Origin of the sequence: Endozoicomonas atrinae, assembly GCF_001647025.1 — a bacterium.
Taxonomy (GTDB): Bacteria; Pseudomonadota; Gammaproteobacteria; order Pseudomonadales; family Endozoicomonadaceae; genus Endozoicomonas; species Endozoicomonas atrinae.
On the sequence record NZ_LUKQ02000173.1, the window covers coordinates 1 to 11,920 of the forward strand.

The 11,920-nt window shown below is 49.7% G+C and carries 7 protein-coding genes and 1 pseudogene; 4 read left to right on the top strand and 4 right to left on the bottom strand.

Features of this window, described 5'->3' with window-relative positions:
• Positions 1 to 127: 127 nt before the first annotated feature.
• Positions 128 to 334 (top strand): annotated as a pseudogene (locus AK963_RS31470) (transposase); the annotation flags it as partial.
• 188 nt (positions 335 to 522) lie between these two features.
• Here AK963_RS31470 and torA read toward each other — a convergent pair.
• The 4 genes from torA to AK963_RS19625 form a co-directional block, all read right to left on the bottom strand.
• The gene (gene torA, locus AK963_RS19615; RefSeq protein WP_139117535.1) at positions 523 to 2,997 is read right to left on the bottom strand and encodes a trimethylamine-N-oxide reductase TorA; all 2,475 of its coding nucleotides are present in this window, start codon (positions 2,995 to 2,997) and stop codon (positions 523 to 525) included.
• A 27-nt stretch (positions 2,998 to 3,024) separates the two neighbouring features.
• The gene (torC, locus tag AK963_RS19620) at positions 3,025 to 4,284 is read right to left on the bottom strand and encodes a pentaheme c-type cytochrome TorC (protein WP_066017129.1); all 1,260 of its coding nucleotides are present in this window, start codon (positions 4,282 to 4,284) and stop codon (positions 3,025 to 3,027) included.
• A gap of 153 nt (positions 4,285 to 4,437) precedes the next feature.
• On the bottom strand, positions 4,438 to 4,593 hold the full coding sequence (locus AK963_RS31475; RefSeq protein ID WP_202969810.1) for a periplasmic nitrate reductase, NapE protein: 156 nt from the start codon (positions 4,591 to 4,593) through the stop codon (positions 4,438 to 4,440).
• A 307-nt stretch (positions 4,594 to 4,900) separates the two neighbouring features.
• Complete coding sequence (locus tag AK963_RS19625) at positions 4,901 to 5,950, bottom strand: potassium channel family protein (protein WP_066017130.1); 1,050 nt, start codon at positions 5,948 to 5,950, stop codon at positions 4,901 to 4,903.
• A gap of 275 nt (positions 5,951 to 6,225) precedes the next feature.
• Between AK963_RS19625 and AK963_RS19630 the strand changes: the two genes are divergently transcribed.
• The 3 genes from AK963_RS19630 to metH all read left to right on the top strand — a co-directional run bounded on the left by AK963_RS19630 (position 6,226) and on the right by metH (position 11,774).
• A complete protein-coding gene (locus AK963_RS19630; RefSeq protein WP_066017131.1) occupies positions 6,226 to 7,440 on the top strand; it encodes a multidrug effflux MFS transporter in 1,215 nt (404 codons plus the stop codon).
• 71 nt (positions 7,441 to 7,511) lie between these two features.
• On the top strand, positions 7,512 to 7,940 hold the full coding sequence (locus tag AK963_RS19635; protein WP_066017132.1) for a deoxycytidylate deaminase: 429 nt from the start codon (positions 7,512 to 7,514) through the stop codon (positions 7,938 to 7,940).
• 126 nt (positions 7,941 to 8,066) lie between these two features.
• Positions 8,067 to 11,774 (top strand): methionine synthase, encoded by a 3,708-nt coding sequence (metH, locus tag AK963_RS19640; protein ID WP_066017133.1) that lies wholly within the window; start codon positions 8,067 to 8,069, stop codon positions 11,772 to 11,774.
• Positions 11,775 to 11,920: the final 146 nt, after the last annotated feature.

Genomic DNA, 11,920 nt, shown 5'->3' on the forward strand with positions numbered 1-11,920 from the left:
TGCATCGTGAAAGTTTTCAGGAAAATCGGGAGTTTTAGGCATGACATTAACGGGATGAACAACAGGCTATTTAAAGTATAAAGGCAATCGCAGAATTCGTGACATATTTTGAAAATGAAATTGGTATTATACAACGAATGCCATTGAGTCCTTGAATAGCGTCATTCGTAAGGCGATCAAGAACCGGAAGATTTTTCGGACTGATGAGTCAGTCATGAAGGTAATCTATCTGGCCATGGAAAAAGCTTCCGAGAAATGGACCATGCCGATCAGGAACTGGAAAGCAGCCATGAACCGGTTTGAAATTATGTTTCCTGACCGGTTCAAGGAGTAATAGTTTTGGTGGCGTTTACACAGAATTATTTACAGGCTCAAGAATTTAAAAGTTCATTATTACTTCCATCAAAAAACCAATAGCAACAGAGCCGCATCATTATTCATTGATTGATATTTTAAAAACAAATCAGACTAATAAAGAGTTATAAATTAAAACAATTGTACTAATTAATATTGTTTAATATTTCAAACATCTACAATTTTTGGCCCACCAAAAGCCGTCACCTTTGGAGCTGCCCCCTGCCACTTTTCAATTTCCACAATGCAGGTAAATGCTGAACAACACTGTGCAAGATCTGACGTTCCAATATCAAGGGTCACTGTATTGGGGTCACCATAAGTATCAACTGAGCCAATCTCAGCATTTACAGGGGCGTACCAGGCGCCTTCCTGTATACGTGCAACGCCCGGTGAATACCGGTCAGAGATTCTTGCGCCAGCAATTAATTCACCCCGATCATTGAATACCCGGACCAGGTCACCATCATTAATGCCTCGTTTCTTCGCATCAGCCGCATTCATATAAACGGGTTCTCGCCCCTGAACCGAGTAGGTTTCACGGAATTCGGTGGAATCACAGAGCTGCGAGTGTAAACGTTTATCGGGATGACAGGATTGTAAAGCAATTGGAAATTGATCAGAGCCCGGCCCACCATGGCTGCGTTCCGCCTTTTCCATCCAGGTTGGGTGGCCCTTACAGTTACTGTAATTGTAACGGGCGATTTTTCGACTGTAGATTTCTATTAACCCGGAAGGCGTTCCCAGTGGGTGAATTTCTGGATCGTCTCTGAATTCAGCATGACGCACCCAGGGCTTTCCTTCACCAAAATCAAAGAACCCCTGCTGCCAGAAGGTTGGAAAATCTGGCATTTCAAACTTGCCTTTGTTCTTGGTTCGGCAACCATCGTATAAGTGGTTCAGCCAGGTGAACTCATCCCGTCCCATCGTATATTCCTTGTGCCGCCCTATGCGGGCACTGAACTCTCGCCATATCTCCCAGTCTGAACGTGACTCAAACAGCGGCTCCACCAGTTTCTGCATGGCCAACACGCCTCGCTGGGCATAGGAGCCATACAGATCAAGATCGTGCCGTTCAAACTGGGTGCAGGCAGGAAACACAATATCGGAAAAACGACAGGTTGGGTTCCAGGCATAATCCACCGTCACTACGCACTCCAGTTTGTGGAATGCCTTTTTCATCCGGTTTTTGTCCTGATGATGGTGCCAGGGGTTATTACCGGATATCACGATCATCTTCAGGTCCGGCAATGTTACCTTACCGCCGTTATAATCGATCACCTTACCCGGCTCCAAGATGGCATCAATCCACCGGGCAACGGGGATCACCTTTGAGTAGCCGTTAAAATCATCATTATCGAAGATCGGAGGCACATCCTCCGGTGGGTTCAGGGGAAAGGCATTTGGTCCGGACCCACCGGATGACGGTGTACCAATGGATGAGTAGTGATGCCCAAAACTGATACCACCACCGGGCAGACCTATCTGCCCAATCATGGTGGCCAGCACCACGCCCATCCAGTAGGGCTGCTCGCCATGCTGCTGTCGCTGTATGCACCAACCCATCATGATCTGGACCTGCCCCGTTGTCAGTATGCCGGCCAGTTCACGAATTTTGGCCTTTGGCACGCCACAGATCGGTTCTGCCCATTCCGGCGTTTTAGGAGTCTTATCCGTATCACCCATGACATACGCTTTAAATTCTTTAAAGCCCAGTGAGTAGCCCCGGATAAATTCGGCATCATAGGCTTTCTTGGCGATCATCTCATGGGCAATCGCCAGCATCAGCGGAACATCAGCCTGCGGGTTGACATAGACCGTTTCTATGCCCAGAAATGCCGCTGTTTTGGTCACCGTCGGATCAATACTGATCACGCGGATTTTTTTCTCCTGAACCTTGGCCTTCAACTGCTTAAGGTATCCGATACCACTGTGGGTTTCACAGTTCCAGCCTACCTGCAGATTTTTCAGCGGGTCATTAGCCCAGAGAACCAGTGTGTCGGTGTTTTCAAGAATCAGACTCCAGGAGGTGCCCTGAGAGTAGACCTCGGTTGAACCAATCACATAAGGTAAAATAACCTGAGCGGCCCCTGTGGAGTAATCCCCTATTTTTCGAACGTAGTTCCCATGCAGCGCGATGGCCCTCTGCATATGATTGGTACAGGAATGAAACTGCCCCGTTGCCCGCCAGCCGGTCTGCCCTGCGTATAACGCCCAGGGGCCATACATGGTCTGTACACGGTTCAACTCACGAATTAACAGGTTATAGGCTTCCTGCCAGGTCACACGAACATAGCGGTTATCACCCAGCGTTGAACGATCCGATTTATAACCATTCTTCAGGAAGTCCAGTCGTACCATCGGATACCGGATCCGTGACGAGCTGTAGATGGAGCCCTGAATGCCTTTCAACATCTCAGTAGGGTTTCTGTCGAGCTCGAAGGGACGGACTTCTTTAACAACACCATTGGCACGGTAGGCTTTGAATGCCCCAAAATGAGAGCCGGTTACCCGCCAGCCATCATCCATAACACCATCATTTTCATCTTCGTTGCCCGCGGCTCTTATCATTGAAAAGGGCAACATCCCTGCCGATGAGCCAGCCAGCATCCCCTGAAGAAAACGACGGCGCTTAATGGTCATAAACAACTACTCCTCGTTCAGGTTCGACTACTGTCGTTTTGCCAGTGGCGGTGTGGCTTCAGGTGCATTCTCTTCCGGCTGATCACCGTGCTGAGCGTGTCCGCCTGCATAAGTGGACGAATGCAGCTGCAGGTACTTCAACACCAGATTCTGGGTATCATCATCCATGTTCACAAAGGCGATCATGCCATTGAACATGCCTGGCCAGGTGTTGGCATCAAAATGGGCGACCTCAGGCTGGCTGTGGCACTGACTGCACGCCTCCCGATAGGTATTGCTGGCAAAATCCCACATTCCGGTGACGTTATCCGTCAACTCACTATCATCGGTCCACATATCTACCGTGACTTTCTGCCAGGGCAACCCGGTCACATCATCCACTTTTTCTTCGAGAGCCTTAACCACCGCATCCGATTGAGCAGCCTCTTTGCTCAACTCAGCCTCTTTAATATTGATGCCAAAGTCTTCATTGATAATCCGACCTGCACCAATTCTCTTGCGCCAGCCTTCGAGGCGGAACTTAACGCGGCCGTCACTCTTATCCGTCACCGAAATTTCTGTGGCAATGTTCAACATTCCAGCCTCTTCTTTGCTGGTTGCACTCATGAACAAGGGTTTCTGGAGGACGACATAATAGTTTTTGCCAACCTCAGGTACTGAAATATTCACTGCAGTCAGCAACTGGTGCGTCCGCCCATCGGTAGACGGCAGGTGATGAGCAATCCCCTTATGACAATCGATGCAGCTTTGATCTCTCTCGGCAGCAGCCTTCATCTGCTTTGCCGCGAGAGGCGACATATCTTCCCACTTCATGCTGTTGTAGCTATGGCAGTTCTTACACTCCAGCGACTTGTTTGCGGAGAGCCTGGCCCACTCCCGGGATGCCAGTTCAAGCCGCTTGGCTTCGAATTTTTCCGGAGTATCAATCGTACCGAAAATAGCACCCCACACTTCTTTGGATGCCTGCATTTTCCGGGCAATCTTATGGGTCCAGTTATGAGGCACATGGCAGTCGGGACAGGTAGCACGAACCCCTGAGTGATTACTCCAGTGAACCGTTCCCTGTAACTCCGGATAAACGGTGTCCCGCATGCTATGACAGGAAATACAGAAGGCTTCCGTATTGGTCGCCTCAAGTGCCGTGTTAAAGCCACCCCAGAAGATAATCCCCATCACAAACGAAACTATGGCAATCGTTCCCAGGCTCAGGTATTGAGCGGGTTTTGATAATGTCTGCCATAGCGATAATAACGGCCTGATAACTTTTTCAATTATTCCGAAAGCCATACATCCATCGCCTTTTTGTTTCAGGAACGCTGACCAGACTCTCACTCTGGGAAACAATCAGTCCCGACGTAGATTCATGAGACAACGTTTGCCAGCACCCCCAATGCCCCTCGGCTGGAGATTTGCAAGATACGTGGAATTGACGAGCAACGATTACCCGTGGCCCGGAGGGCCAAGAAGCAACTGGGAGAACCAGACCAGAAATCCATAGCTACTGATCAACATGACCGTTAACAGAGGAAAGAGCACAATGATGACCAATGCCAGAGCTTTGTACTCCCGGCGACGGTCAGTGGAGGGATCACTCACGACCTGTATCCTCAAGTAAATACAAAACCATGGCTTCCGGCAAAGTACTGGCTAACATCTGAAACTTCAAATAAACCAGCGAACTTGAACTAGCCACAGTAATTATCGAACAGCGTGAACTTCTTCTACTACTGCAGCAGTATAGGACAGATTTCGTTTTTATCTGTTGAAAGGGTCGGTAAAGGGAGGGAATCAATCCGTTGGTAACGCCACTAGGTTTGATTGCAGTGACGATGAATAATCAATAGAGAAATGGTTCATGCCAATCACTGATAGTGACTGGCCCTGCAGATGAATTATCGGTCAGTTACAGCTGATCCCACTGGATTTCATTCCCATGAATTCGCTGGGCGGACATGTAATAAACGACCTGCCCCGCTTCTACCCGGTCATTGCTGGGCGGGTTCAGCCTAAGATCATTTCCGGTCGCAGACCCGGCCACTCCGAGGGCGATTGCCTCATGTTGAACTTTAAAAAACTCCAGTAGGCGACCAAAAGTAGTGCCAGCGAAATCTTCGGGCACATGGACACTGTACTGTGTTGGCCCAATCAACGTTGATAACAGTTGCTGTTGAACGCGTGAAGAGCCCGGATCCTGGGCAGAGCGAACCAGCAGCTCCATGGAGATATTACTGTGACACTCTATTTGCGGGCAGTGAGACTGAAGCAGATCCACCATCTGCTGATTTTCAAACCAGGCAACGATATGGGCTTTTGTTTTTGTGGCGGCAATGCTCAGACAGGTTGCCAGAGTCTGATCATCAGAGTCTCGGAACACAATCACTCTGGCCGCAGAGGCAATAGCGGTTCGCTGGATAAAAGACTGATCGGTCAGGCTTTCACCACGAACAAATAACACCCGCTCGGGAAATGGATTCTCCATCTCCTGGCTGGTACACAGTAATACCTTGCGATTTTCACGACGACTGTCCCCAAAAATCAACTCCACCATTTTGGGTGTGTGGTTACGGTTCCAGCCAAAAATCACAATATGATTTTCCAACCCTGAGTAGTCACCCCTGCCCTGCATTCCCCTTCTCCATACCGTAATAAAAAAAGATGACAATTTCCCGAGAACCGCTGCAAGAAAAACCACACCACCGGGAAGAATAAACAGTGCAGCCAGAACCCGCCCAAGCGCACTGCCCGGGCTTAGATCACCATAGCCAACGGTGGTTGATGTTGTGACATAAAAATAGAACCACTGATCAAACGGGAGAAGCGCAGATTCACTGGCCAACCACATCAGTGCCCAGGATAAAATGAAGTGCCCCAGCAAGACCATCAGCAAAGCCAGCCAACTCAGCTTGATAAACTGATGGTGAAAGAAACGTAATGTTGATTTCAAAAAACTCAAGTTACTTGCTCCATGAATGATCCAGGAGCCTGTCGAGCCATGAGTGGAAATGTTCGACAGCCTATAAAGGTACTATAGTAACACATATAAGCATTACATTAACTTCTATCATCGATGATTGAGATTAACTGAACGCATAACAACGCCTCCTTATATAATTGCTGTTCGCAATATAAATAGACATCTACATGCTAATAATTGGCATAAACACGGATTGTTCATAAATCGTACCTGTCGCATTCTCCGCCTCCTTTTCAATTAACCAGCGGACAACTATGCGACACTTGACTCCTGAAAAGCACCCCGCTTTTGTTCTGATCATCCTGACCCTGTTTGCGGTGGTAGGACCTGTGTCCATTGATATATTCACCCCCTCACTACCAGCAATCACCGCGTTTTTTGGAACGACCTCCGCTATCGCTCAGTGGAGTGTTGGCTTATTCATGCTGGGCTTTTCCCTGTCCATGCTGATTGTCGGTCCATTGGCAGACCGTCTGGGACGTAAAAAAACCCTGGTCATGGGGTATTCTCTTTATCTCGCTGCCACCGCAGTAACGTTACTGACCGATAGCATTTATCTCTTTATTGCTGCCCGCTTTGCCCAGGCAGTTTTTGGCTGCTTCGGAACGGCCGTTGCCCGAATGATGGCCCGGGACTATTACCGTGACCAGATGGAAGTAAAAATGCTGGCCTATATTGGCGGCTGTCTCACCATTGCCCCCATGGCAGCGCCTATTGCCGGTGGATATCTGCAGGAGTATGCCGGCTGGGAGTACAGCTTTTACGTGATGGCAGCAATGGCCGTCATTGCCATGCTGGCACTGACACTTCTGCCCGAGAAAAAGCAGGAAAAAACATCGGAATCTGCACCCGCAAGCTCTGTGGTGGCAGGTTATAAAGCGGTACTGACTGATTCACGCTATCTGCGCTTTACCATTGCTGCTGGCGCGGCATTTGCTGGTGCCTTTGTATTTGTGGCCGGAGGCTCTTTTGTTCTTATTGGCCAATTGGGCATCTCTCCAGCAACCTATGGTTATCTTTTTGCAGTCGCGATTGCCAGCTACCTGCTCAGTGCATCAATGGGTCCTAAACTGACAGCCAACATGAGCCGAAGCCAGAGCACGATGGTCGCTGGCAGCCTGCTGATTATCGGTGCCATGGTTTCCCTGGGAAGCGATCTGCTGACCGATGGTGAATCCATTACCGGCTATGTTGCAGGTATCGCCATTTATGAGTTGGGTCTTGGTCTGTTTATGCCACTTTGTCAGGCCAGAGCCACTGAACATATGAAAGAGAATATGGGGACTGCTGCAGGCCTGATCTTCTTTATTGAGATGCTGTTGGCCACGCTGATCAGTGCGTTGATCGGCTTCCTGCCGGAAGCCGGTACTCTGTCGCTGTCCGCCATTACCTTGGTTGCTGTTGCTATCTCCGGTTTCTGTCTGATGAACAACAGGGATGTCTCAGAAGCTACTCCACAGGTCGCCTGAATCTGTTACTATCGAAACGGGTATGAATCTCCATACCCGCTTTTTCAGACTGTTTCAGGTACCTGATATTTATGAGCGATACCGTTTACATGGAGATGGCCCACTCTCTGGCCAAATTATCAAAGTGTGTGCGCCTTCAGGTGGGCTGCCTGCTGGTCAAGGACGGACGAGTTCTCTCCACTGGCGTTAATGGCACGCCTTCTGGCTATATCAACTGCAATGAGGCCGACTACGAAGAGCACCACCCCTGGTCGCTCCGACACGAGATTCATGCTGAACTCAATGCAGTCATCTGGGCAGCAAGGTTAGGTACCCCCATCGAAGGTGCAACCGCTTATGTGACCCACAGCCCCTGTGATCAATGCACCAAGAATCTGTTAGCCGCCGGTATCCAGCGCATCGTTTACGACATTCAGTACGATCGTAACCCTCAGGAAGAATTGTCGCAGTTCTGCCGGGAAAATGGGGTTGCTATTGAGCAGGTATCCATCAACAAATAATCACCTGAATCTGCATTGCCTGATCCTTCCAAAAAGCCAGAACGAGGGTTCTGGCTTTCTAGGTACAAACCCCTGCCTTTCTGATACCATTGCCGACCAGAACGAATAAATACTGGTCTGCTATCCATGCTGCAAGCTACACCACATCAAAAAAAAGCCCTTTCTAACCTGCAACAACTGCTGGAAAAACGAATTCTGATTCTTGATGGTGCCATGGGTACCATGATACAGGGCTATAAGCTGGGAGAAGCTGATTATCGTGGTGATCGCTTTGTAAACCACTCCTGTGATGTAAAAGGCAACAATGACCTTCTGGTACTGACACAGCCCGATATTATTCAACAGATCCACCGGGAGTATCTTGAAGCCGGAGCAGATATCCTCGAAACCAATACGTTTAATGCCACCACCATCGCCATGGCGGATTACCAGATGGAAGATCTGGTCCCGGAGATTAATCGTGAAGCCGCACGTCTTGCCCGCGAAGTCGCTGATGAGTTCACACGGGCTAACCCGGATAAGCCACGTTTTGTAGCAGGTGTTCTTGGTCCAACCAATAGAACTGCTTCCATTTCCCCTGATGTCAACAATCCCGGCTATAGAAACACCAGCTTCAATGAACTGGTGACCGCTTATCAGAAGGCCGCAATAGCATTGATTGAGGGCGGCGCAGATATCCTGCTGATTGAAACCATTTTTGATACATTGAACGCCAAAGCCGCCATCTATGCGGTTCGTGACCTGTTTGAGCAGTTGGGCTTTTCATTGCCGATCATGATCTCCGGCACCATAACTGATGCCTCCGGTCGAACCCTATCCGGTCAAACGACGGAAGCGTTCTGGAACTCAGTAGAACATGCCCAGCCAATATCCGTAGGATTGAATTGTGCTTTAGGTGCCAGTGAGTTACGCCCCTATCTTGAAGAACTGTCAAACTGCGCAGGCACCTGGATCAGTGCTCACCCTAACGCCGGTCTGCCCAACGCTTTTGGTGAATATGATCAGAGTCCGGATGAGATGGCGGAGATTGTCGCCGAGTTTGCCCATTCCGGCCTGGTCAATATTATTGGCGGCTGCTGTGGTACCTCACCGGCGCACATTAAAGCCATTGCTGAGAAGGTTGCTGACATTCCCCGTCGTGCCATTCCCGAAATTCCGGTGGCCTGTCGTTTAAGTGGCCTGGAACCATTTAACATTGATCGAGACTCTCTGTTCGTCAATGTGGGTGAACGCTGTAACGTAACCGGTTCTGCCCGTTTCAAACGGCTGATTATCGAAGAGGATTACGACACTGCCCTGGACGTAGCCCGTGACCAGGTAGAAAACGGCGCACAGATTATCGACATCAACATGGACGAAGGGATGCTGGATGCCAGAAGCGCCATGACCACATTCCTTAACCTGGTAGCCTCCGAGCCGGACATCTCCAGGGTTCCGGTAATGGTGGATTCCTCCAAGTGGGATGTCATCGAAGCAGGGTTGCAGTGCATTCAGGGCAAGGGCATTGTGAACTCCATCAGTCTGAAAGAAGGCGAAGACATTTTCCGAAAGCAGGCTCGCCTCTGCCGCAATTATGGTGCCGCTGTGGTTGTTATGGCCTTTGATGAACAGGGTCAGGCGGATACCGAGGCCAGGAAAATAGAAATTTGTCAGCGATCGTACGACATTCTCGTCAATGAAATCGGTTTCCCACCCCAGGACATTATTTTTGACCCCAATATTTTTGCAGTAGCCACCGGTATTGATGAGCACAATAACTACGCGGTCGACTTCATCAATGCGGTTCAATACATTCGAGAAAATCTGCCCCATGCCATGAGTTCAGGTGGGGTTAGTAATGTCTCCTTCTCTTTCCGGGGTAACAACCCGGTTCGGGAAGCCATTCATGCGGTCTTTCTTTACCATGCCATCAAGGCCGGACTGACCATGGGCATTGTGAATGCCGGCCAGCTGGAGATCTATGAAGAAATTCCCAGAGAGCTGAAAGACAAGGTTGAAGACGTTATTCTCAACCGTTCAGAGCATGCGACTGAAGGGCTCCTGGCCATTGCGGATCAATACCGCGAAGGGGGTTCCTCAGGCAAAAAAGAGGAAGATCTGGCCTGGCGGGAATGGCCCGTTAACAAACGACTGGAGCATGCACTGGTCAAAGGCATTACCACCTGGATTGTTGAAGATACTGAAGCGGCAAGACTGGAAGCCACCCGCCCTATTGAGGTGATTGAAGGCCCACTGATGGATGGCATGAACGTGGTGGGTGATCTGTTTGGTGCTGGCAAGATGTTCCTGCCCCAGGTGGTGAAAAGTGCCCGGGTCATGAAACAGGCGGTCGCTCACCTCGTGCCCTTTATTGAAGAGGAGAAAGGGGCCTCTGCCCGATCCAATGGCAAGATTCTGCTGGCGACGGTAAAAGGTGATGTACACGACATTGGTAAAAACATTGTCGGCGTCGTGCTCGCCTGTAACAACTTTGAGGTTATTGACCTTGGGGTCATGGTGCCCTGTGACACCATTTTGAAAACCGCGGTAGAAGAAGACGTTGATATCATCGGGCTCAGTGGTCTGATCACCCCATCACTGGATGAAATGGTTCATGTGGCCAGTGAGATGCAGCGCCAGGGCATCAAACTGCCACTGATGATTGGTGGTGCGACTACATCTCGAGCCCATACCGCCGTCAAAATTGAGCCACAGTTCCAGGATGATATCGCCATCTATGTTACCGATGCATCCCGCAGTGTAGGGATATCAACACGGTTGATGAGCGATTCATTAAAGCCAGCCCTGATTGAAGAAACCCGTGCCGAGTATGAAAAAATCCGTGTCCGTCATGAGAAACGCGGTAACAAACGGGCACTCCTCACCTACCCGGAAGCACTGGATAATGCCTTCAAGCCGGACTGGTCACGTTACCAGCCACCGGTCCCGGCATTTACCGGCGTTAAGGTGTTTGATGACTTCCCACTGGATGAACTGGTCAATTACATCGACTGGACGCCGTTCTTTATCACCTGGGATCTGGCCGGTAAGTTCCCGGCCATTCTTGAAGATGAAGTGGTCGGTGAAGCAGCCACCAGCCTTTATCACGATGCACGCCAGATGCTGGATAAGCTGATCAGCGAACAGCTGATCAGTGCCAGGGCAGCCATTGGCTTCTGGCCCGCCAACCAGGTCAATCAGGACGATCTGGCCATTTACGGTGATGAAACAAGAAGTGATGTCAGAACAACACTGCACCATCTCCGCCAGCAGGCACCCAAACCGGAGGACAAGCCCAATTACAGCCTGTCTGACTTTGTGGCACCAGAATCAACCGGTTTACCAGACTATGTAGGCGGGTTTGTGGTAACGGCAGGTATTGGTGCAGACGAACTTGCCAGAGAATATGAGCAAGCCGGTGATGACTACAACAGCATCATGGTGAAAGCATTGGCAGACCGCCTTGCTGAAGCGTTCGCTGAGTGCATGCATGAAAAAGTACGAAAAGAGTACTGGGGCTATGCATCCAATGAGCAGTTCAGCAATGAAGAGTTGATCAAAGAGAAATACGCCGGCATTCGTCCTGCACCCGGCTACCCTGCCTGCCCGGACCATACAGAGAAAGCCACATTATTTAGGCTGCTGAACGGTGAAGAACATGCAGGCGTATCACTCACTGAACACTTTGCCATGATGCCTGCGGCCAGTGTCAGTGGCTGGTATTTCTCACACCCGGAAGCAAAATATTTTGGCCTGGGTAAAATCGATAAAGATCAGCTGGAGGCTTACGCCGAGCGTAAAGGCTGGTCTTCAGAAGAAGCTGAACGCTGGCTTCGCCCAAACCTTGCCGATTAATGAATAAGGGGCCATACAGCTAGCCGCTACGCTAATTGGTGGTACATGAAAAAGTAAAATCCTACTGCTACACTGCAATTGTAAGGGGTTTGTAGTTGTAGCAGGAGGCTTTTATGGGTAGGAATTCTTATCAAACGCAGTCCACA

Coding starts and splice junctions, on each gene's coding strand:
- torA (WP_139117535.1), bottom strand. CDS start 2,997: ATGACCATTAAGCGCCGTCGTTTTCTTCAGGGGATGCTGGCTGGCTCA.
- torC (WP_066017129.1), bottom strand. CDS start 4,284: ATGGCTTTCGGAATAATTGAAAAAGTTATCAGGCCGTTATTATCGCTA.
- AK963_RS19630 (WP_066017131.1), top strand. CDS start 6,226: ATGCGACACTTGACTCCTGAAAAGCACCCCGCTTTTGTTCTGATCATC.
- AK963_RS19635 (WP_066017132.1), top strand. CDS start 7,512: ATGAGCGATACCGTTTACATGGAGATGGCCCACTCTCTGGCCAAATTA.
- metH (WP_066017133.1), top strand. CDS start 8,067: ATGCTGCAAGCTACACCACATCAAAAAAAAGCCCTTTCTAACCTGCAA.